Raw genomic sequence first — 22,435 nt, 5'->3', positions numbered from 1 at the left:
GTCCCCCTTGCACCGACGCATACTGGCGGTCGCGGGCGTCCTCGCGCTCTCGCTGCCCACGACCGCGGCTCTCGCCGCGACACCCGACGACGACCCCACCGCGCGATTCGAGCGCAGCACGTCGAGCGGAGCGATCGACAGCTCGTTCTCGGCTGCGGCGATCGATCCCGACCGGCAGGTCTCGGTCGTGATCGAGATGGAGGGCGACCCCGTCGCCGTCGTCGAAGCGGAAGAAGGGCGTTCGCTCAGCAAGCGCGAGCGCACCGATGTGAAGAAGGACCTCAAGGCGGCGCAGGACGCGATCCGCTCCGGCATCACCCAGCGCGGCGGGAAGATCCGCGCGCAGATGCAGTCCGCCTACAACGGCATCCAGGCCACCGTCCCCACCGCGCAGCTCGATGACGTCGCCGCGCTTCCCGGTGTCGTCGCCGTCCACCCCGTCGTCCGCCACGAGCTCGACAACGCCGTCTCGGTTCCCTTCCTCGGCGTCCCCCAGGTGTGGCAGAGCACCGGATACACGGGCAAGAACGTCAAGGTCGCCATCATCGACACCGGCATCGACTACACGCACGCCGGATTCGGCGGGCCCGGAACCGCCGCCGCGTACGAAGCGGCAGCCGCGGCATCCGATCAGCCGGCCGACCCGGCCCTGTTCGGCCCGAAGGCTCCCCGCGTCAAGGGCGGCATCGACCTCGTCGGCGACGACTACGACCCCGCCGGTACCGGCGACGCGCTGGTCCCGAAGCCCGACTCCAACCCGCTCGACTGCGAAGGCCACGGCTCGCACGTCGCGGGCACGACCGGCGGCTCAGGCGTCCTGCCCGACGGGTCGACATACAAGGGCCCCTACAACGCCAAGACCCCCTCGGTGGACTTCGGCATCGGCCCCGGCGTCGCCCCCCAGGCCGACCTCTACGCCGTTCGCGTGTTCGGCTGCGACGGCTCGACGGAGATGACCATCCAGGCCATCGACTGGGCCGTCGACAACGGCATGGACGTCATCAACATGTCGCTGGGCTCCTCGTTCGGCACCGGAGACGACCCGAGCGCCGTCGCGGCAGCCAACGCCGTGGGCGCGGGCGTCGTCGTGGTGGCATCCGCCGGCAACTCCGGCCCGAGCCCCTACCTCACCGGCTCCCCGGGCAGCGGTGACGGTGTGATCGCCGTATCCGCGGTCGACAGCACCGCGTCGTTCCCCGGCGCAGCGCTCACCGTCGGCGGCAAGGCCGTCGAAGCGATCAACGCCAACGGCGCGTCGCTCACGGGCCTCGGCACGCTGAAGGTCGTGCGGCTCACCGACGACCCCGCGACCGCCGCGGACGAGTCGCTCGGATGCGCGGCATCCGACTACACCCGCGTCGGAGTCGCAAAGGGCGGCAACCAGATCGCGGTGTCGACTCGCGGGACCTGCGCGCGTGCCGCGAAGGCGATCTTCGCGCAGCAGGCCGGCGCGGCAGCTGCTGTCATGGTCAACTCGACCAACGACCTTCCGCCGTACGAGGGCGCCATCACCGAGAACCCTGACGACGCGACCCCCTACGAGGTGACGATCCCGTTCTTCGGCGTCCGATCCTCCGCCGGTGCCGCCTTCGTGAACGGCGCGGCCGTGACGGTGAAGGCCCAGGAGATCGCGAACCCCGCCTTCCGCGGCTACGCGTCGTTCAGCTCCTCCGGACCTCGCAGCGGCGACAGCTCGATCAGCCCCGACGTCGCGGCTCCGGGAGTGTCGATCTCTTCCGTCGCCGTCGGCACGGGAAGCGACTCGGCGGTGCTGTCGGGAACGTCGATGGCCGCACCCCACGTGGCCGGCGTCGCTGCTCTCACCGTCCAGGCGCACCCCACCTGGGACACCGAGCAGATCTCGGCAGCTCTCGTCTCCACCGCCGACCCGAAGGGCGTCGCCGGGATCGATCCGACCCGTGGTGGTGTCGGCCTCGTCGACACGGCGCAGGCCGTGGCGACGAAGGTGACGGCGACCGGAGACAGCTTCCGCACCGACAGCGGTCGCATGCGCGAAGCGGCTCTGAGCTTCGGCTTCGACGAGTCGACGGACACGCTCGGCGGGACGAAGAAGGTCACGGTCCGCAATGACGGCACGAAGCCGGTGACGTACCGCGTCTCGACGGCGCCGTCCGCGCAGTCGCTCAAGGCCAAGGTCACGACGAACACGAAGTCGGTCACCGTCCGCCCCGGACGCACCAAGACCGTGAACGTCTCCGTCTCGATCCCGGCCTCGTCGGTTCCCAGCTCGCTGGACGGCGACGACCAGTTCTCGTTCTCGGAGGTCTCGGGAGACGTTGTGCTCACGGCCGCGGGCTCGACACTGCGCGTGCCCTACCTCCTCGTCCCGCGCTCCAACAGCGACGTGACGGTGAAGGGGGCGCTGAGCACCCGTGGACGTGTCACCGACGGCGACCGCGCCCTCGAACTGCGCAACCGCGAGGGTGCGCTGGACGCCGCCGCCGACGTCTACACGTGGGGGCTGTCGGACAAGCGGGATGCTCCGAAGGCGATCACCGACACCGGGTACGACCTGCGTGCCGCCGGTGTGCAGTCGTTCGCGACGGCCGAGGGTGACCCGCTCGCGGTGTTCGCGATCAACACGTTCTCGCGGTGGTCTAACGCGGCGTCCAACGAGTTCGACGTCGTGATCGATTCGGACCGCGACGGCAAGCCCGACTGGGTGGTCCTGTCGTACGACTCCGGTGCGGTGCGCGCCGGGGACGTCGACGGGGTGGCCGAGGTGTTCGTCCAGAACGTCAAGACCGGCGAGCTCGTTCCGAGCGGATTCCTCTCCCAGGCGCCCACGGACAGCAGCACCATCCTGCTGCCGGTGAACCTCGCCGACCTGGGCATCACGGGGCCGTTCACCTACTCGGTGCAGTCGTTCAGCGGGACCACCGACGGGAGCGATGCGTTCGCCGGGACGGCTACGTACGACCCGAGCAAGCCCGCCTTCAGCAACGGCCAGTACGAGGTCGTTCCGAAGGGCGGGAAGGCATCGGTGACGGTGCGGACCAGTGCCTCGGCCTATGCGGCTCAGAAGCCGCTCGGCGCGATGGTCGTCGTCGTCGACAACGCGTCGGGTGCCGACGAGGCGCTGCTCGTGAAGACCCAGTAACACTCGGGTGCTCGAAGGGGCGGTGCGTCACACGACGCGCCGCCCCTTTCGGCATCCGTGGTCAGCGCTCGCAGAGGCGGGGCTCGTCGCCACGGCCGAAGCGGTAGTCGAACGTGCGATCGTCGGTCCGAACGACGATGCGGTACCCGTTCACAAGCGCCTGGGTGTACGACATGCCGGGCTGCGGGCATCCGAGGGAGCCATTGGCGAACTCGACACGCTCCGCGGAGACGAGGGTCGGGTCGCCGGAGACGCCCCGGGCGGCGAGGTCCGAGACGAGCGCAGCCCATTTCGCCTCGGGGACCTCCGCAGGGGCTCCGGGAGGGGTGAGCGGAGCCGGACTGGCCGTGCGGAACGGTGGGCGGCTCGACGGGGTGGAGCCATCGGACTCGGGCATGGCGGTTCCTTCCGTCGCGCAGGCGGTGAGGGTGAGGCCGGCGAGCACGATTGCCGCCGCGAACGTCGAGGGATGTGTACGCATGGAGCACCTCCTCCCGCGAGGCTACGCGCGCGGCGCGTGTCGGGGGAGAGGGGTCAGCGGTTGCCCAGGCCCGTGAGGCGGCAGGAGCGCGTAGCCTGAGCCGATGATCCCCACGGCTGCCCGGACCGCCGCCGACGTCGTCGACTGGCGTCGCCGCGTCTTCGCCCTCTACGCCGATGTGCGGGCGGTGACCCCGGAGGAAGGCCACGCGCTGTGGCAGCGCGGACGCGACGAGATGCTCGCGACGCACCCGGCGACTCCGCTCTTGCCAGACGTGCGCCCCGAGTTCACCGGGGTGCCGATTGCGCCCTACGACCCCGCCTGGCGTTTCGAGCTGCCGCTTCTCGCAGCGGAGCCCGGCGGATTCGAGTTCGCGACGGGAACGGACGGGGTGGTTCCGTTCGAGCGGATCGCCCTCGTCGACGTCCCGGAGGTGGGCACCCTGGACGTCTGGCGTTTGACCACATACGGCGGCGGTCTCTTCATCCCCGTGCGGGACGCGCTCGCCGGACGTGCGAACGGCACGTACGGCGGTGGTCGCTACCTCATCGACACGATCAAGGGCGCGGACCTCGGATCGGATGCCGCGGCCGGCACGATCGTGCTCGACTTCAACTTCGCCTACAACCCGTCGTGCGCGTACGACCCGGCCTGGGCGTGCCCGCTCGCGCAGCCCGGCAATGTCCTCACGGTCGAGGTCCCCGTCGGCGAACGCTACCCGGGGCTCTGACGGGTGGCAGCGGGTCGACGCTGTCACGCTGATAGGTTCGGCTCGTACAGCTAACGAATCGGCGTGGCCATCCAGACGACCTGATCCCCCACCGCCCGTTCGGCCGATACGGAAGAAACCGGGACCCGATGACCGCCCCCTCTCTTGCCACGCGATCCATCAGGGAGAAGCTCCCCGTCAGCGATGTCGGTTTCGGCGCCGCGCAATTGGGCAACCTCAATCGTCAGACGACCGATGATGAGTCGACCGCAGCGGTGCATGCAGCCCTGGCCGCGGGTGTGACGTACTTCGACACCGCTCCGCACTACGGCCTCGGCCTCTCCGAACGTCGGCTGGGCGCTGCGCTGGCCGGAACGCCGCGCGATGACGTCGTCATCTCGACGAAGGTCGGCCGACTGCTCGTAGACAGCCCCGAGACGGCGGACCGTCAGGACGATCAGGGTTTCGTGGTCCCGGCATCCGTCCGTCGTGAGTGGGACTTCTCAGCCGACGGTGTGAAGCGCTCGATCGAGGCCAGCCTCGCCCGCCTCGACACGGACCGGATCGACATCGTGTACCTGCACGATCCCGACGAGCACGAAGAGCAGGCCACTCGTGAGGCGATCCCGGCGCTCATCGAACTTCGGGAACAGGGCGTCATCCGTGCCATCGGGGCGGGCATGAACCAGTCGGCCATGCCGGCGCGGTTCATCGACGCGCACGACATCGACGTGGTGATGCTGGCCGGTCGGCTTACGCTCCTGGATCAGACGGCTCTCGCCGATCTGATGCCCCTCGCCCTCCGGCGGGGCGTCGCGATCGTCGCAGCGGGCGTCTACAACTCCGGTCTGCTGAGCTCCGCTCAGATCCAGCCCGACGCGCACTTCGACTACGCCCCGGCCTCCGACGCCGTCCGTGAGCGGGCGGAGCGGCTCGCCGCGATCTGCCGAGCCCATGACGTCGATCTGCCGTCCGCGGCGGTGCAGTATCCGCTCCGGCATCCTGCCGTCGTCTCGACCGTCATCGGGATGCGCAGCGTCGCGCACGTCGAGAGCAGCATCGAGCGGCGCGCGTCCGCGATTCCCGATGAGCTCTGGGCCGAGCTCGACGATGCCGGCCTCGCCCCGGATCTGAGGGGTGTGGCCTGACCGCCATCGAAGGGTGACTCCGTGGCCTGCCTCGTCTCAGCGAGGATGGCCAACGCCGGACGCTCGCACGCCGTCGTCGACGCGACGGCGGGAGTCGAACCCGCTGCACATCCGGTATGACCCGGTGCCCGGGACCACCCGGACCGTCGCGATGGCCTCACGCTATCCCGACCCTCGGACGTCCCCTGGTGTGATGACCGGAGATGACGCGCGGTGTCGGCGTATGACGGAGGCTCAGTCGTTCTTGCCGTTGCCGTTGCCGTTGCCCTTGCTGTTGGACGAGCCGCCGCGGACGGCAGAATTCTCGTTCGCGTGGTCCTGAGCCTTCTCGTTGGCGTTCTCGCGTGCGGGTCGGTCGGCGGTCTTGTCCGCTCCGGTGGACCCCGGCGTCTCGATCGCAGATTCGTCTCCGGTTCCGTTCGTCTCCGCGGTCGCGGTGTCGGGGACGACGGGGTCGTTCTCGGCAACGGTGTCGACGGTATCGGTGGTGTTCAGGGGCACCAGACCCTGCTCGCCGTCATCCACGACGAGCTCCGCCGGCGCCGGGCTCGTCGGCTCGCTCACAGTCTGCTCGGGGGCAGGTTGCTGGCCCGGAGCGCCGTTCGCCCACCACGCCCCGATCGCAATGTGGGCGGCGACGACCACGCCCGCGGCTCCCGTGAGGATCCATGTGCGTGAGTGCCGCGATCGCCTCCGCGTCCGCGCCGCCCGGCGGGAGGCCTGCGCGTCGAGCGGCGAGACCGCGGGTGCACCGACCGCCTCCACCGGCGCCGCTGCGTACCCGAGGTCGAGAGCCTGCGTCTCCTGATCGATCGCCGCGACCGCGGGTCGAGGCATCCGGACGATGTCGGTCGGCAACGAGCGTGCCCGGTGCGCGACCTGCCCTGCGGTGGGACGCTCCGCGGGGTCTCGCGCGATCATCTCGCGCAGGAGGGCCGACCACTCCGGTCCGAGCCAGGAGGGGACGTCCGGTGTCTCCACCAGGCGAGCCATGACGCGTCCGATCCCGGATGCCTCCGGGAACGCCCGGTCGCCGGTGATCGTCTCCAGAGCCAGCAGGCCCAGCGCGTACACGTCGGCGGGTGGACCGGCGGGTTCGCCGCGCACCTGCTCGGGGGCCAGGTAGGCAGCGGTGCCGATCACGGTCCCGGGGGTCGTGTGTCGGGTGCTGTCGGCGAGATAGGCGACCCCGAAGTCGGCGAGCTTCGCACCGTGCCTGCGACCGGGGATCGTCGGCGGTGCGAGGAGCACGTTGGAGGGTTTCACGTCGCGGTGGACGATCCCGGAACGGTGGACGACTTCGAGCCCGGCCGCGATCTCGCCGACCAGACCGGCCGTCTCGGCGGCATCCAGTGGTCCGGTCTGCAACGCGACGGCCAGCGATTGTCCCTCGACGAACTCCATGACGAGGTACTCGGGCTGACCGGGAACGATCTTCGCGTCGAAGAGGGTCACGAGAGAGGGATGGTTGAGCGACGCGAGGAGCGACATCTCGGTACGCGCTCGGGGGAGGATCGCCGGGTTCTCGGCCTCGGAGCGCATGATCTTGATCGCGACGGTGCGGCCGAGAACGACGTCCTCAGCCCGATAGACCCGGGCCATGCCCCCCTGGCCGACGCAGTCGGCGAGGACGTATCGGCCGTCGAGCATTCCTGTCGTGACAGGCTCGTCGGACGGATCTGCCACGGCCACTCCTGCGGGTACTGCGGATGCACGGCATCCGTCCGAACGCCGCCCGGGGTAAGGCGACGTCATGACCGTAGGGGCCGGGGCGTCCTCACGTCTGGCGGGTTGACTCCGGCTCTGATTGATGCATGCGCCGACCCTCGAGTGAACGCTGCGCACGGCGCAGGAGGCCGGCGACCCCGGCGATGGTGACGAGCCCCCCGACGAGGAAGAGGCAGGCGGCAATCGCCGTGGTCAGTTCGGCATCGGCGACAGCATCGATCAGCCACGCCATTGCGGCGGGAGAGGAGGCGACGGCGAACCCGCCGGCGGCGATGGCCGCGAACGTGAGCCCCCAGACGATGGCCGCCCAGCGGACGCGCGGACCTGTCGCGACGGAGGTCGAGGGGGATGCGGAGGGGTCGTCGACCGAGAGGAGCTCGAGGTCGGCGGTGGGCGTGGCGGTCATCAGGAGGACCCTTCGGGGGTGAGGTCGGACTCGAGGGTGAAGTCGATGTAGCCGAACTCCTGCTCGATCACGAGTGCCTGCGTCGTGCGGGGGGAGGAGGTGTCGCCGACGCTGAGCGTGTAGCGAGTGCGACCGTCTCCGAGGGGCGCTCGGGCGACACCATCGAGTTCGTCGAGGGTGACGAAGCCCTCGGAGGGGGTCGAAACGTAGATCGAGGCGCTGTCGGTGATGATCTCGACATCCACGCGGACGTCGTCGTTGACGGAGACGCCCGTCCCTCCCGACCGCTTGTCGATGTGCATGGCGCCGTCCACTCCCGTGTTCTGCAGTGAGATCATCAGGTCCCCCCACGGCTGCACGAACGTGTCGGCGCCCTGGTGGAACGGCCCGGCGACGTTCGAGATGTTCCAGTGCCCGACGTGCAGATCCCGCCCGATCGTGAGAGCGGATGCGCCGACGCCCGCGACCAGCGCGAGGCCCGTCACGAAGGCGAGGAACCCGCTGCGGCGCCGTAGCGCGCCGGCGACGGTCATCGCCCCCGCCAGTACGAGGGCCGCGACGAACAGACCCGCCGCCACCGGATCGGCCCCCGTCGTCGACAGCGCGGCGATCGTCCCCACGATCACCGCGGCACCCATCGCGAGCGCCACGAAGGCGAACGGAGCACGGGGCGCCGTCGCATGACGCTCGCGACGACGGGCGGCGGCTTCCGCGGCGAAGGCCGCGGCGCTCTCCTGGCGCTCGCGTCGCAGCTGGTCCCGCGCGGCGCGGGCGGCATCCTGCTGATCTCGCCGCCACGCCTGATCCTGGACTTTCCACGCTGCGTGCTGCTCGCGCCACCGCGCGAGGTCGTCGTCGCTCGCGGTGTCGGAGGGGGCGTCGGGTTCGAGGGGCGCCTCGGTCGGCGCCCCCTTGGCCTCGTCGGTTGCGACGGGGGCCGGGTCGCCCACCGTGGGCACAACCGATCGAGGGCCTCGCCTCCCGACCGCGAGCACCACGACGCTCGCGACGATGATCGCGGCGACCGTGAGCCCCAGGGCCACGCCCACGATGTCGCCGAAGTACGCCCCGCCGAGCAGAGCGAGGGTGGGGATCCCGAAAAGCTGCGGGAGGGGGGCGGGGACGAAGGATGCCGCGATGAAGAGCAGCGCGCCCACCTGGCCCGAATGGAACCGGCGATACCGCGCTTCGAGCCCCGGGATCCGGCCTGACGCATCGGGGAGGACCGCCCACGCGACGCCGTAGACGAGGGCCACGGGGAATCCCAGGATCGCGAGGACGACGAGGATGCCGCGCACGATCAGCGGATCGACGGCCCACCGCGCGGCGGCCCCGGCGGCCACCCCACCGAACCAGCCGTCGAAGCGGACGAAACCGAGGCGCGACGTCCAGCCGAAGAAGCGGTCGGCGACGCCCTCCCGAGGAGGCGCGGCGGGCGGAGCGAAAGGCGGCGGGGAGGACATATTCCGAGAATGCCGGGGTCCGGCATCCTCCACCATCAGGGGTGACCCTGATCCATCCCTGATCACTCTTCCGGATGATGTCCGCCGGTGGACCCCGGTGGTTTGATGTGGACATGTCCTCCCTTGCGACCGTCACGGATGCCGCGGCCCGCCCGCTCCGGCCGGCGCGCCCGAACCGGCGGCCCACCCGCATCCCGCTCACGCGGCCGCGGACGATGGCCGTGACCGGCGTCGCTGCGGGCCTCGCCGACCACTTCGGCGTCTCCGTGACGCGGGTGCGCCTTCTGCTGGCGGTGGCCACGGCTTTCGCCGGGGCGGGACTCCTCTTCTATGTGTGGTGCTGGCTGTTCATGCCGCTCCGCGCCGGCGACGGAGCCACGGAACGCCGCGTACCGGTTGCATGGCTGCTTCTCACGGGCGCGGGCGTCGGCCTCGCCGGCGTGCTGTCCGCGGCGCGCGCGACCTCGTCCGTGTACCTGGACCTGTACTTCACCGAGACGACGGGGTACGGCCTGCGCTTCTGGCCGACCGTCCCATGGGTGTGGGCTGCGACGCTGCTGGCGACCGCCGCGGGGGTGTGGGCGGGCGGCATCGACCGCGTCGACCCGTCGCGTGGTCCGCGGCATGCGATGGTCGTTCGCGTGCTCGCGGCTGTCGCGCTCGCCGTGGTGTTCGTCGCGGTCGCCGGCACCGCCGACGTGCGAGGCGGGCGGGCCGTCATCGGCGAACTCCTCCTCCCCGTCGCCGGCGCCGCGGCCATCGCGGCATCCGCTCTTCTGCAGGCCTGGCGTCACCTGGTCGACGAGCGCATCGGACGGGTGCGCGACGAGCAGCGCTCGGCGATGGCGGCTCACCTCCACGACTCGGTCCTGCAGACGCTCGCCCTGATCCAGAACCGCTCGGGTGCGTCGAGCGAGGTGTCGCGCATCGCGCGGGCGCAGGAGCGGGAACTGCGCGCCTGGCTCTACGACGGCGACTCCCCGGCCGACAGTGATCTCCCCACCGATCTGCGTGACTACGCGGGGGCGTTGGAGCTCGACTTCCCGGTGCGCATCGAGGTCGTCTCGACGGGCACGTCGACCGAGCGCGCGAGCGGCGAGCTCGCCGCCGCAGCCCGCGAGGCGATGCTCAATGCGGCCCGCCACGCGGGGGGCGAGATCTCGGTGTACATCGAGGGGGCGGCATCGGCTGTCGACGTCTTCATCCGCGACCGCGGCGCCGGGTTCGATCCCGCCGCCGTTCCGGCCGACCGCTGGGGTGTGCGCGAGTCGATCGTGGGGCGGATGCGGCGGTCCGGCGGCACCGCCGTCATCCGCTCGGTGCCGGACGTCTCGGGGACCGAAGTGCGCCTGAGTCTCCCGACGGCAGGTGCGCGGCGTGACTGAGGCGGCTCCCTTGCGGGTCGTGATCGTCGATGACCATTCGATCTTCCGGTCGGGGCTGCGGGCCGACCTCGACTCCTCGGTCCACGTCGTCGGCGAGGCGGCCGACGTCGAGAGCGCCGTTGCGGTCATCGCGTCCGAACGCCCCGACGTGGTGCTCCTCGACGTGCATCTCCCGGGCGCGGACGGCGCCGCCGACGCGCTCGGCGGCGAGGCCGTCATCCTCGGTTCCGCCGGGACCGCGACGCGTTTCCTCGCGCTGAGCGTGTCGGATGCCGCGGCCGATGTCGTGCGCGTGATCCGCGCCGGCGCGCGCGGCTACATCACGAAGGGCTCGTCGGGTGCCGACGTGAGTCGAGCGGTCCACGCCGTGGCCGGTGGGGATGCCGTGTTCTCGCCACGTCTGGCGGGGTTCGTCCTCGACGCCTTCGGTGCCGCGGCGGGGGAGACGGCCGCCGTCGACGACGAGCTGGACCGGCTGTCGCGGCGCGAGCAGGAGGTCATGCGCCTCATTGCGCGCGGCTTCTCCTACAAGGAGGTCGCGCGGGAGCTCTACATCTCGGTGAAGACCGTCGAGACCCATGTCTCCTCGGTGCTGCGGAAGTTGCAGCTGTCGTCGCGCCACGAACTCACGGCGTGGGCGTCGGAACGGCGGCTCCTCTGATGATCCGGGGCCGACGAATCACGACGACATCCACGAAAAACGATTCCATGTATACATATACTCCGTATGTGATTAGACGACTTCTGGTTCGCGCATCGACAGTCCTCGTCGTCGCGGTCTGGATCGCCCTCGCTGTGCCCCTCTTCGCCTGGGCCGGGAGCCAGGGCTCGGTGCTCCCGGTCGTCTTCGCCATCGCGAGCGCCCTCACGTGGGTCGCGGGCGGCCGGGCTGCGGCGCTGTGGCTGCGCTCGAAAGCTCCCCGCCCGACGGGCGCCCACGGCACCGGGAGCGGTCCCGACCGGATCGCCGTGCTCGTCTGCGTCTGCGACGACCTCGACGCGGTCGCGATCATCCGCAGCTCGCACCAGGACATCCCCGTCGACGTCGTCCTCCTCGATGACTCACGCGATCTCGACGCGATCGCGCAGGTCGACGCCCTCGCCGCAGCCCGGGGCTGGCAGGTCATCCGCCGCGCCGAACGGTCCGGGTTCAAAGCCGGCAACCTCAACGCGGGCATCGCGGAACTCCGCGGACGCTACGACGCGTTCCTCATCTGCGACAGCGACGTCGTCCTCGAACCCGGCGTGGCCCGGATCTGCCGCAGGGCTCTCACCGACTCGACAGTGGCGGTCGCACAGGCGTCACCCGCGGCATCCCCCGGGCGAAGTCGCTTCGCACGCTACTTCGGTCCCCTGCTCGCGACCCACCTCGGGGTCACCCGCGGGGGACGTGGCGCCCACGGCGTCACCGCCTTCCTCGGACGCGGCGCGCTCGTCCGTGCCGCGGCCATCGAGGACGTCGCAGGATTCCCCGAAGCCGTCGCAGAGGACCTCGCGATGACCGTGCAGCTCCGCCGTCGCGGCTGGCGGATCGTCGACGTCGAGGCCGCCTTCACCGAGGACTACCCGATCGACTACGCCGCGTTCCGCGTGCAGATGCGCAAGACGGCCGAAGGCGCCGTCGAGTTCCTCCGTCACCCCGGACGGATGCGGGGGCTCGGCCTCCGCGAAGGCCTCGACCTCGCGCTCGAGACCGCCCTCGTCCCCGTCACCGCGCTCGCCGGTGCCGCGACCCTCGTTGCCGGAGCGGCGCTGGCCGGAACCGGGACGCCCCCGCCCGTCTGGGTGATGCTCGTGTCCGCGCTCGCCGCGGCCGCCCCGCTTCTGCCCGAAGCGGTCCGCCGGGCGCGCACGCAGCGCATGGCGGCCGGCGTCGCGTTCGCCCTCACGGCGGGTCTGCTGTACGCATCGACGACTTTCGTCGTCCTCGCCGCCGTCGTCCGCACCGTTCTCGGTCGACGGGCGACGTTCTGGGTGACGCCGAAGACGGCCTCCCGCCGCGGCGCCACGGGAACGGCGGCACTGCTCCGCGACGAGCTGATCCTCGTGCCGGTGCTCGCTGTCGGCGCCGTCCTCGCTTCCGGTTCGCTCGCGGCGGCGGTCGGACCCGTCGGTCCGGCGGCGATGGCCGCCCTGTTCGCCGTGGGGATGCTGCCGCGTTCCCGCCGTGGACTGGTCGCTCTCGCGCCGTGGTCGCGCTCCGCGTCGTCCCTCTCGCACCGGGCCATCGCGGCTCCTCGAGCGAGCTTCCCCGCCCGGTCGCGGACACTCGTCAGCTGACCCGCCTACGACGACGGGAGCGCGGACGCAAGGGGGCCCCGCGGACTGGGGCCGCGCGCATAGCGTGCCCGGGTGTCTCGCACCCCGCCCCGACTGACGGCCGCCCAAGTGGCGCTGGGCATTCGCCGTGCCGGTGGCGACGTCTTCACCACGCGACGGCTGATCCTGGCGCTGAAGACGGCCGTCGCGGCGGCGATCGCCTGGTTCTTCGCACCCCTGGTGCCCTTCGCTGACGCCGAGTACTCCTACTATGCGCCCCTCGGTGTGCTCGTCAGCATGTATCCGACCGTCGCGGATTCGTTGCGCGCCGGCATCCAATCGCTCATCGGTCTCGCCTGCGGCATCGCGATCGGCTTCGGCGGGCTGGCCCTCGTCGCCGCAGGGACGCCGGGGATCGCGGGGCTCGCGCTCGTCGTCCTCGTCGGAGTGGCGCTCGGCGGCATCCGTGCCCTCGGCGTCGGTCGGGACTGGGTCGCGCTCGCCGGACTCTTCGTCCTGCTGCTCAGCAAGAACGATCCGGACGGGTTCTCGTCGTCGTACCTCGCGACGATGGCGTTCGGGGTCCTCGTGGGGGTCGTCGCGAACGTCGTGCTCGTCCCGCCGCTCTACCTGCAGTCGGCGCGCGACCGGCTGTCGGAGCTGCGGGCCGCGGTGGTGGCCGCGCTCGATCGTGCGGCGGACTCTGCGGGGGAGGGCGAACCTGACGCCGGAAGCCTGCGCGAGGACGGCGATGCGCTCGCCGAGATGGCGATGGCCGTCGCCGCCGACGTGGATGAAGCGTCGCGGTCCGAACGAGCGAACATCCGTGCGCGCGGGATCGGCGGCGTGCGGGACGAGAACGCCCAGCGGTGGTGGGGCCTCGAGCGGGCGACGTACCTGACCCGCGACCTGCTCGACGTCCTCGCGCAGCATGATCGGCTCGACGAGCGGCACGGCGATCCCGCGCTGCTGGAAGCCGCGCTCCGTCGCGTCGCGGAACTCATGGCGACGCCGCCCGTCGACGACGAGATGGGCGAGAGAGTGGATGCCGCCTGGCAGAGCATCGACGCGTACGCGGCATCCGTCCCCGCTGTCGAGGGGACCGGAGACCCGCACCATCAGCCGGGAGTCTGGCTGGCCGCGACCCTCGGGCGGATCACCGACATCTCGCGGCGCGTGTCCGCCGCGCTGGCGTGACGGCGTCGGTGTCGGTGGGCGAACGTAGACTCGTGGGGACATGAGCGACTCCATCAAGCCCGTCATCGTCGGCGCCGGAGCGCCCCGCCCCGCGGGCGATTCCCGCCCCGACGAAGATCTCCTGGCCGGTCTCAACCCGCCGCAGCGCGAGGCCGTCACCCACCGGGGGCCGGCGCTGCTGATCGTCGCGGGCGCAGGCTCCGGCAAGACGAGTGTGCTCACCCGCCGCATCGCCTCGTTGCTGCGGACGCGAGAGGCGTACCCCAGCCAGATCCTCGCGATCACGTTCACGAACAAGGCCGCGGGGGAGATGCGCGAGCGCGTGCGCCAGCTCGTCGGCGACACCGCGCAGGGCATGTGGATCTCGACGTTCCACTCCGCGTGCGTCCGGATCCTGCGCCGCGAGGCAGATCAGTTCGGCTTCACGAAGAGCTTCACGATTTACGACTCCGGCGATTCCCGCGCGCTCGTCAAGCGCCTCGTGAAGGAACACGAGGGCGACTCGTTCGGCTTCACGCCCGCCGCCGTGCAGGGTCGTATCTCGAAACTGAAGAACGAACTGGCGGATGCCGAGTCCTACGCACGCCAGGCGAACATGAGCGACCCCGCCGAGCGGGTGTTCGTCGACATCTTCGCGGACTACCAGCGCGCGCTGCAGAAGGCGAACGCCTTCGACTTCGACGACCTCATCGCGCAGACCGTCTATCTCTTCCGCGCCTTCCCGCACGTCGCCGACGTGTACCGCAAGCGCTTCCGTCACGTCCTCGTCGATGAGTACCAAGACACGAACCACGCCCAGTACGCCCTCATCCACGAGCTCACGCGACCGGTCGTCGGCAAGGCGGGCGACGCGTTCTCCAGCGGCGGGATGATGATCTTCGAGCCGGATGAGGCACCCGAGGTCGAGGGCGCGTCCCTCACCGTCGTCGGTGACTCGGACCAGTCGATCTATGCCTTCCGTGGTGCCGACATCCGCAACATCAGCGAGTTCGAGCGCGACTTCCCCGGCGCGAAGGTCGTGCTGCTCGAGCAGAACTACCGCTCGACGCAGAACATCCTGTCGGCGGCGAACGCCGTCATCGGCCACAACTTCGACCGCAAGGACAAGAAGCTGTGGACCGATGTGGGCGACGGTGACCCGATCATCGGCTTCACCGGGTACTCGCAGCACGATGAGGCGCAATTCGTGGCCGACGAGATCGAGGCCCTGCACCGCAAGAGCGTCGACTACTCGCAGATGGCGGTCTTCTACCGGACCAACTCGCAGTCGCGCGCGCTCGAAGAGATCTTCATCCGCTCGGCGGTGCCCTACAAGATCATGGGCGGCACCAAGTTCTACGACCGCGCCGAGATCAAGGATGCGATGGCGTACCTCATCGCGGTCGCGAACCCTGCCGATGAGATGGCGGTGCGCCGCATCCTGAACAAGCCCCGACGGGGCATCGGCGACGTCACCGAGACGGCGATCGCGCGCTACGCGGCATCCGAGGGAATCACTTTCCGCGACGCGCTCGCGAACGCATCGGCGCTCGGCGTGGGTGCGAAGGTGCAGAAGGCGATCGCCGAACTGGATGCCGTCCTCGTCGAGGCATCCGAGATCATGCTCCCGAGCTCGGGCGAGATCGCTCCGTCGACGTCCGTCACCGAGGGCCTCCGCGTTCTCCTGAACAAGTCGGGCTACTACGACGTTCTCCGCATGTCGAAGGATCCGCAGGACGAGGCGCGCGTCGAGAACCTCGACGAGCTCGTCGCGGTGACGCGCGAGTTCGCGCGCAACAATCCCGACGGCACGCTGCTGGACTTCCTCACCGAAGTGACGCTGGTGTCGGATGCCGACGACCTCGACGACGCCAGTGGGTCGGTCTCCCTCATGACGATGCACACGGCGAAGGGCCTCGAGTACGACGCCGTTTTCGTGACGGGCGTCGAGGAAGACCTCATCCCGCACCGGATCTCGGCGGGGGAGCCCGGAGGCCCGCAGGAGGAGCGACGCCTCTTCTATGTGGCGCTCACCCGCGCGCGCAAGCGGCTGCACCTCTCGCTCGCGATGACCCGCGCGCAGTTCGGCGAGGTCTCGGCCGCGATGCCGAGCCGGTTCCTGCAGGAGATCCCGCACGAGCTGATCGACTGGCGTCAGTCGCCGGGCGACGTGAACTCGCGCGGCGGCATGCAGTCGCGCGCGATCAACGGGCGCCCTGGTGGCGGCGGTTCGCGCTTCGGGGGATCGGGCTCGAACCGCTACGGCGACGACCTCGTGCCGCTGCCGAAGCGGGAGAAGTCCGACGCGCTCGCGAAGTTCGCCAACCGCATCCCGGCCAAGATCCGCGACAACGGCGACATGGAGCTCACGGCGGGCGACCGCATCCGTCACGACGACTTCGGCGAGGGCAAAGTCGACATGATCACCGGCGAGGGCGCCAAGCGCGTCGCACACGTGCGGTTCGACACCGCGGGCCCGAAGAAGTTGCTGATCAAGGTCGCCCCCATCACCAAGCTCTGACTGCACGGTCGCGCCTTTTCGCTGTGTCAGAATGAGCCCAGCGATTCGCTGGGAATTTGCTGATAGCGCGCGACGGGGGTCGCGGGACTGGGGAAAAGCATGGGCGCATCGTTGCGTCGTCGGTCGGTTGCGCTCGCAACGGGCACGGCTCTGCTGATGGGTTCGATCTGGGCCCTGCCCCAGGCGGCGGTCGCCGATGAGGCGGCCCCGACGGGGCAAATCTCCGGCACCGTCACTGGCGATCGGATCTTCACCGGAGAGGGCATCGCGAACGCGTGGCGACTGACAGGTGACGGTTTCTACTACTCCTACTCGGCACGGATCGCGCCGGACGGGACGTACATCATCGATGAGCTCCCCGCGGGGGAATACCGCGTCGGCTTCAACGAGCTGGGGTACGACGACGGCGATGGCATCACGAGCTGGATCGAGTGGTGGGACGACGCCGTCTCCCTCGAATTCTCGGCTCCGGTGCAGGTCGACACTGCGCCCGTTGCCGGCGTCGATGCCAACGTCGACACGCTGGCAGGTGCCGTGAGCGACCCGGTGATCTCCGGAACGGCAGCCTTCGGCAAGAACCTCTCCGTGTCGCGGGGGGTCTGGCCAGCCGGAGTTGACCTCGGCTACGCCTGGTACGCCGGTGACACGCTCCTGCAGGATGGGGCCTCCTCGTCGATCACCCTCGGCGCGGATGCGGTCGGCAAACGAGTCTCGGTGGATGTCTACGCGGCCCTCGATGCGGCAGGGTTCCCGTCTGACGAGGCTCTTCAGTTCAAGCGCACCGCCGAGACCGCGGTGGTGAAAGCGGCGACGCTGAAGGTGGGCACCCCGTCGGTCAGCGGTACCGCGAAAGTTGCCGGCACTGTGTCGGCCAAGCCCGGCGCGTGGACCAAGGGGACCAAGCTCTCTTACCAGTGGTTCGCTTCGGGCAAGGCCATCAAGGGCGCCACGAAGGCGTCGTACAAGCTCCCGGCATCCCTCGCAGGCAAGACCCTCACCGTCAAGGTGACCGGCAAGAAGGCCGGCTACGTCACCGCCACCAAGACCTCGAAGGCCACCCTGAAGGTGTCGCTGTCGGCGACGCCGACCATCACCGGCACGGCCAAGGTGGGACAGAAGCTCACCGCGAAGCCTGGCCGTTGGACTTCGGGCACCCGCCTGTCGTACCAGTGGTACGCGAACGGCAAGGCCATCTCGAAAGCTACCGGCAAGACCCTCACCCTTTCGGCTGGCGTCAAGGGCAAGAAGATCACCGTCAAGGTCACCGGCAAGAAAGCCGGCTACGCGACGGTGACAACCACATCGAAGGCGACCGCCGCCGTCAAGGGCAAGACCGTCCCGAGTCAGGTGGCCAAGCCGATCAGCAAGACCTCCTGCCCGAAGAGCCACCCGATCAAGGGCAACCAGACCACGCGCCACACCTCGGACTGGATCTACCACGCGCCCGGCGGTCAGTTCTACAAGGCGACCCACCCCGAACAGTGCTTTGCTACCGCGGACGCCGCCCGGAAGGCTGGGTACCGCGCGTCCAAGCGCTGACGATCTCGCGGGTCGCGCTCAGCTGAGCGCTGCGCACCCCGCGGCGCATCGCGCGTACGCTGAACGCATGGCTCTGTTCTCCCGTCGTCCGAAGAAGAACTCCGACGAGACCGGCGACGTCCCCGTCGACGCGCAGGCGGAGCTTTCCGACGTCCAGCAGGACGCCAGCGCGGCTGTTGCGGCAGAGCAGGCGGATGCCGAACCGGTGCCCTTCGTGCCGATCTCGGTCTCCACCTACGGACAGCCCTCGCCGCGCCCCGAGCCGCCGCGCCTGCCGAAGGTTCCGGAGACGGCGCCCGAGCGCACCGAGGGGCGGCCGGGCATGCCCGACAACACGCTCCTTCTCGCGGCTCTCGCCGACGCGCCCGAGCAGCCCGACAATGCGGCGATCCTCGGCGTCACGCGCCAGGCGCTGCAGGGAACCCTCTACCTGCGGATCCTCGGTGACGCGCAGGCGCAGGTCGCCGCCGGCGAGCCGCTGCGGCTGGCGATCTCGATCATGAACGACAAGAAGTTCCTCCTTGCCTACACCGGCGCCGCCGCGGTCCAGGCGGGCCTCGGGTCCGACGCCGAAGAGAACACGAACACGTCGATCCTCGGCCAGCCCGCCCAGAACGTGCTCCGCAACGTCGTCGACGCGGGTTACGACGGCATCGTCTTCGACCACGCCGGCCCGGGCCGACGCATCGTCCTGCCGACGGGGCTCATCTCGCGGGCGCTCGACCAGGCCGACCCCGACTTCACGATCAAGAACCTCCTCGCCGGTCCGCGCACTCCCGAGACCGCGCGCGCCGTCGTCGATGCCCTCGTCGCTCGCGGCGCCTGGATCGCTGCCGGCCCCCGTCCTGATGGACAGGGGATGGGCGTCGCCGAGGCGCGTTCGGCTGAGGGCACCCGCTACCTCCAGGTGTTCTCGCACCCGCTCGAGGTGCTCGTGCTCCGTCGCGAGGATCAGCCCATGCCTCTCACCGCGGCCCAGCTCGGCGAAGCCCTCAAGAGCGAACCCGAGCTGAGCGGATTCCTCGTGGATGCGGCGGGGCCCTGGATTCGGCTCGAGCGCGAGCAGCTCGATGCGCTCATCACGATCGCGGATGCCGCGGAAACCGTCGATGCGGCTGCGGAAGCGGACGCGTCCGACGAGGACTGAAACCCCCTGTCCACCGCGGTGACTCACGCCTATGGTGGGTCGCATGGCGTCGGAGCGGATCACCCTGCAGCTGCCGGGAGGCAGGGAACTGTCGCTCTCGAGCCCGAACCGGATCGTGTTCCCCGTGCCCGGGATCACGAAGCACGAGCTCGCCGAGTACGTCCTCGCTGTCGCCGAGCCGTTCCTGCGTGCGAATGGGCACCGACCCGTCTCGCTCGAACGCTTCCCCGACACCGTCGACGGGGAGAGCTTCTTCTCCAAGAATCCCCCGAAGGGCACCCCTGACTACGTCGACCAGGTGGTGTGTACGTACAACAGCGGCCGCCGGCATCCTCAGGTCGTCCTGAACGAAGCCGCCGCGATCGCCTGGGCCGTGCAGATGAACACGGTCGTCTTCCATCCGTGGGCCTCGCTGGCCGCCGACACCGATAACCCCGTCGAGCTGCGCATCGATCTCGACCCTCAGCCCGGTACCGACTTCGCCGACGCGGCAGCCGTCGCGCCGGCCCTGCGAGAGGTCCTCCGCGAAGCGGGTCTCGAAGCCTGGCTCAAGACGAGCGGCAATCGCGGCATCCACGTCTTCTGCCCGATCGAACCGACGCACGAGTTCCTCGATGTTCGGCACGCCGTGATCGCCGCGGGTCGCGAACTGGAACGACGGATGCCGGACAAGGTCACCACGAACTGGTGGAAGGAAGAGCGGGGCGAGCGCATCTTCATCGACTTCAACCAGGCGAACCGCGACCGCACGATGGCGGGCGCGTACAGCCCCCGGGCGCTTCCCGGCGCGACGGTCGCGACACCGATCACGTGGGACGAGCTCGCTGACGGCGTTGACCCGACCGCGTTCACGGTTCGGACCGTGCCCGATCGACTCCAGACGATCGGCGATCCGTGGGAGGACCTGCAGGCCGCGCCCGGGCGCATCGACACGCTGCTCGAGTGGTGGCAGCGCGACCTCGACGCGGGGCTCGGCGAGCTGCCGTTCCCACCCGAGTTCCCCAAGATGCCGGGCGAACCACCCCGCGTGCAGCCGTCGCGGGCGAAGAAGGACTGACGCGGCTCAGTCGGCCGTGACGGTGTCGACCTTCTCCTCGGTCGCGGGTCGTTTTCGCGCCCAGCGGGCGGGAGTGTTCGGTCCGTCCCACACCTGGATGATGCCCCAGACCGCCGCGGTGAGCGGGACGGCGAGGATCGCCCCCACGATGCCGCCGAGCACGGTGCCGATCGTCAACGCGATCAGGACCACGAAGGCGTGCAGCTTCATGGAACGGCCCATGAGGAACGGCTGCAGGAAGTTGCCCTCGAGCTGGTTCACGGCCACGACGATGATGACGACCCAGATCGCGGTGCCCAGGTCGTTCGTGACGAGCGCGACGAGGGCGGCGAGGGTGCCCGCCGCCGTCGCACCGACGATCGGGATGAACGCGAGCACGAAGACGAGCACTCCGAGGGGCAGGGCGAGCGGGATCTGCAGGATGAACAGACCGATCGTGATGCCGATGGCGTCGACCGCCGCGACGGCCGCGGTGCCGCGGAGATAGGCGCCGAACGTCTGCACCGTCTTGTGTCCGACCCGCACGGCTCGATCGTAGTTCCCGCCGCGGAACGGGCGGATGAGGAACTCCCACAGCGCCGGGCCGTCCTTCAGGAAGAAGAACAGGGTCACGATCATGAGGACGAGCCCGGTGAGGAAGTTCGCGACCGCGCTCACGCCGGCCAGGGCGCCGGAGCCGAACTGCGCGCTCGTGAGGAAGTCGGTCGCGCTGCCGACCCACTCGTCGATCTGCTTCTGATCGATGTCGAACGGCAGGGTCTTGCTCCAGTCGAGGACGCTCTGGAAACCCTGCTGAGCCTGCGTTGACAGCTCATCGAACTGATCGCGGACGGCGTTCACGACCAGCCAGCCGATGCCGCCCAGCACCACGACGAACGCCAGAAGGGTGAGGATCGTTGCGAAGACCGACGGGATGCCGAGGCGTCGCAGCCATCCCATGAGCGGAGCCGCCGCCGACGCGATGATGAGGGCGAGCAGGACGGGGATGACGACGACTGTGAGCTGCAGCATCCCGAGGATCAACGCCACGGCGATCACGGCGACGATGATGACCTGCAGTGAGCGGGTCGCGAGAGTGCCGAACCCGTCGGACCACATGCTCGCCGGCTTGCCCACCGCCGCAGTCCGGAGGGGGCGCCCATCGTCGAGTCGCACCGAGCGGGGAGAAGACGAGAACAGGCCCATGCTGCGACCCTATCGATCCGGGGGCGGCCGCCACCGCCCCTTGACTCAGGTCAGGACGTCCGCCAGATCGTAGGCCGAGACGGTCTCGAGCTGGTCGAAGCGGCATGATGCGGCATCCCGATCCGGCCGCCAGCGCTGGAACTGCACCGTGTGACGGAACCGGTCGCCTTCGAGCTGGTCGTAGGCCACCTCGAGGACGCGCTCGGGGCGCAGCCGCACGAAAGAGGTGTCCTTCGACCCGGTGAAACGCGATCGATCGGACGCGCCCGTGACTGCCTCGCCGTCGTCGTCGCGGACGACCAGCGGCGCGAGCTCGTCGATCAGTTCGAGCCGTCGCGCGTTGCTCCACGCCGCGACGCCGCCGACCTGGCGGAGACTCCCGTCGCCGTCGTAGAGCCCGACCAGGAGCGACCCGACGCCCGAGCCGCTCTTGTGAATGCGGTAGCCGAGGGCGACCACGTCGGCGGTGCGCGCGTGCTTGATCTTGAACATGGCGCGCTTGTTCGGCGCGTACGGAAGAGCGAGCGGCTTCGCGACGACGCCGTCGAGTCCCGCTCCCTCGAACTCGGCGAGCCACTTCTCGGCGAGGGTCCGATCCGTCGTCGTCCGGGTGAGATGGATCGGATGCGGTACGCCGCCCAGCAGGTCTTCGAGCTGCGCGCGGCGCTCCGAGAACGGTTCGTCCCGCAGGTCACGGTCGCCTCGCGCGAGGAGGTCGAAGGCGACGAACATGGCCGGTGTCGTCTCGCTGAGCATCGTGACGCGGGAGGCCGCGGGGTGGATGCGCTGCGACAGCTGCTCCCAGTGCAGCCGCTGCGATCCCGGCTCACCGTCGGCGACGACGATCTCGCCGTCGAGCAGGCACGGCTCGGGCACCAGCCGCGAGATCGCCTCGACGAGCTCAGGGAAGTATCGCGTCAGCGGCTTCGACCCGCGCGACCCGATCTCGACCTCCGACCCGTCCCACCCGATGATCGCGCGGAACCCGTCCCACTTCGGCTCGTAGAGCAGGCCGCCGGCCGTCTTCGCGGGATCCGGAACGGCCGGGACGGACTTCGCGAGCATCGGCGCGGGGATCTCGTACATGCGCCCATCCTGCCCGGCCCGCAC

Annotated in this window: 17 protein-coding genes; 11 read left to right on the top strand and 6 right to left on the bottom strand. The window is 70.0% G+C overall.

The genetic code is table 11. The annotated features are described in order from the left end of the window. Nucleotides 1-7: 7 nt before the first annotated feature. On the top strand, nucleotides 8-3,121 hold the full coding sequence (locus ABQ271_RS12050) for a S8 family serine peptidase (protein ID WP_349308992.1): 3,114 nt from the start codon (nucleotides 8-10) through the stop codon (nucleotides 3,119-3,121). 61 nt (nucleotides 3,122-3,182) lie between these two features. Here ABQ271_RS12050 and ABQ271_RS12045 read toward each other — a convergent pair whose 3' ends face one another. Next, the gene (locus ABQ271_RS12045; protein WP_349308991.1) at nucleotides 3,183-3,602 is read right to left on the bottom strand and encodes a hypothetical protein; all 420 of its coding nucleotides are present in this window, start codon (nucleotides 3,600-3,602) and stop codon (nucleotides 3,183-3,185) included. 103 nt (nucleotides 3,603-3,705) lie between these two features. Between ABQ271_RS12045 and ABQ271_RS12040 the strand changes: the two genes are divergently transcribed. Next, nucleotides 3,706-4,332: a DUF1684 domain-containing protein gene (locus tag ABQ271_RS12040; protein WP_349308990.1), complete on the top strand. Its 627-nt coding sequence runs from the start codon at nucleotides 3,706-3,708 to the stop codon at nucleotides 4,330-4,332. Nucleotides 4,333-4,460: 128 nt separating this feature from the next. Continuing rightward, a complete protein-coding gene (locus tag ABQ271_RS12035) occupies nucleotides 4,461-5,459 on the top strand; it encodes an aldo/keto reductase (protein WP_349308989.1) in 999 nt (332 codons plus the stop codon). 234 nt (nucleotides 5,460-5,693) lie between these two features. Here ABQ271_RS12035 and ABQ271_RS12030 read toward each other — a convergent pair whose 3' ends face one another. The 3 genes from ABQ271_RS12030 to ABQ271_RS12020 form a co-directional block, all read right to left on the bottom strand. Then, complete coding sequence (locus tag ABQ271_RS12030) at nucleotides 5,694-7,145, bottom strand: serine/threonine-protein kinase (protein WP_349308988.1); 1,452 nt, start codon at nucleotides 7,143-7,145, stop codon at nucleotides 5,694-5,696. A gap of 91 nt (nucleotides 7,146-7,236) precedes the next feature. Continuing rightward, nucleotides 7,237-7,593 (bottom strand): hypothetical protein, encoded by a 357-nt coding sequence (locus ABQ271_RS12025; protein ID WP_349308987.1) that lies wholly within the window; start codon nucleotides 7,591-7,593, stop codon nucleotides 7,237-7,239. Beyond that, nucleotides 7,593-9,056 (bottom strand): PspC domain-containing protein, encoded by a 1,464-nt coding sequence (locus ABQ271_RS12020; protein ID WP_349308986.1) that lies wholly within the window; start codon nucleotides 9,054-9,056, stop codon nucleotides 7,593-7,595. Before ABQ271_RS12020 ends, ABQ271_RS12025 begins: the two co-directional genes overlap by 1 nt. A 113-nt stretch (nucleotides 9,057-9,169) precedes the next feature. Here ABQ271_RS12020 and ABQ271_RS12015 point away from each other — a divergent pair, with 113 nt between their 5' ends. The 8 genes from ABQ271_RS12015 to ligD all read left to right on the top strand — a co-directional run bounded on the left by ABQ271_RS12015 (nucleotide 9,170) and on the right by ligD (nucleotide 20,140). After that, nucleotides 9,170-10,441: a PspC domain-containing protein gene (locus ABQ271_RS12015; protein ID WP_349308985.1), complete on the top strand. Its 1,272-nt coding sequence runs from the start codon at nucleotides 9,170-9,172 to the stop codon at nucleotides 10,439-10,441. Further along, on the top strand, nucleotides 10,434-11,102 hold the full coding sequence (locus tag ABQ271_RS12010) for a response regulator transcription factor (protein WP_349308984.1): 669 nt from the start codon (nucleotides 10,434-10,436) through the stop codon (nucleotides 11,100-11,102). The genes ABQ271_RS12015 and ABQ271_RS12010 overlap by 8 nt, the downstream gene beginning before the upstream one ends. 68 nt (nucleotides 11,103-11,170) lie before the next feature. After that, complete coding sequence (locus tag ABQ271_RS12005) at nucleotides 11,171-12,721, top strand: glycosyltransferase family 2 protein (protein ID WP_349308983.1); 1,551 nt, start codon at nucleotides 11,171-11,173, stop codon at nucleotides 12,719-12,721. A 72-nt stretch (nucleotides 12,722-12,793) separates the two neighbouring features. Beyond that, the gene (locus tag ABQ271_RS12000; protein WP_349308982.1) at nucleotides 12,794-13,897 is read left to right on the top strand and encodes an aromatic acid exporter family protein; all 1,104 of its coding nucleotides are present in this window, start codon (nucleotides 12,794-12,796) and stop codon (nucleotides 13,895-13,897) included. Nucleotides 13,898-13,937: 40 nt separating this feature from the next. After that, entirely contained in the window at nucleotides 13,938-16,397 is a 2,460-nt protein-coding gene (locus tag ABQ271_RS11995) for a UvrD-helicase domain-containing protein (RefSeq protein WP_349308981.1), read from the top strand. Between the two features lie 156 nt (nucleotides 16,398-16,553). Beyond that, nucleotides 16,554-17,936 carry a hypothetical protein gene (locus ABQ271_RS11990; RefSeq protein ID WP_349308980.1) on the top strand — a complete coding sequence of 461 codons (1,383 nt, stop codon included), beginning with the start codon at nucleotides 16,554-16,556 and terminating at the stop codon, nucleotides 17,934-17,936. A 67-nt stretch (nucleotides 17,937-18,003) separates the two neighbouring features. After that, nucleotides 18,004-19,083 (top strand): SseB family protein, encoded by a 1,080-nt coding sequence (locus ABQ271_RS11985; protein ID WP_349308979.1) that lies wholly within the window; start codon nucleotides 18,004-18,006, stop codon nucleotides 19,081-19,083. Nucleotides 19,084-19,126: 43 nt separating this feature from the next. After that, the gene (gene ligD / locus ABQ271_RS11980) at nucleotides 19,127-20,140 is read left to right on the top strand and encodes a non-homologous end-joining DNA ligase (RefSeq protein WP_349308978.1); all 1,014 of its coding nucleotides are present in this window, start codon (nucleotides 19,127-19,129) and stop codon (nucleotides 20,138-20,140) included. A 6-nt stretch (nucleotides 20,141-20,146) separates the two neighbouring features. Here the strand turns inward: ligD and ABQ271_RS11975 are convergent, their stop codons facing one another. Next, the gene (locus tag ABQ271_RS11975; RefSeq protein ID WP_349308977.1) at nucleotides 20,147-21,325 is read right to left on the bottom strand and encodes an AI-2E family transporter; all 1,179 of its coding nucleotides are present in this window, start codon (nucleotides 21,323-21,325) and stop codon (nucleotides 20,147-20,149) included. 45 nt (nucleotides 21,326-21,370) lie between these two features. Beyond that, entirely contained in the window at nucleotides 21,371-22,411 is a 1,041-nt protein-coding gene (locus ABQ271_RS11970) for an ATP-dependent DNA ligase (RefSeq protein ID WP_349308976.1), read from the bottom strand. Nucleotides 22,412-22,435: the final 24 nt, after the last annotated feature.

The organism is Microbacterium sp. MM2322 (assembly GCF_964186585.1).
In the GTDB taxonomy this organism is placed as follows: Bacteria; Actinomycetota; Actinomycetes; order Actinomycetales; family Microbacteriaceae; genus Microbacterium.
The sequence above is the reverse complement of the archived record's forward strand: the minus strand, read 5'-3'. Positions and strand labels throughout refer to the sequence as shown.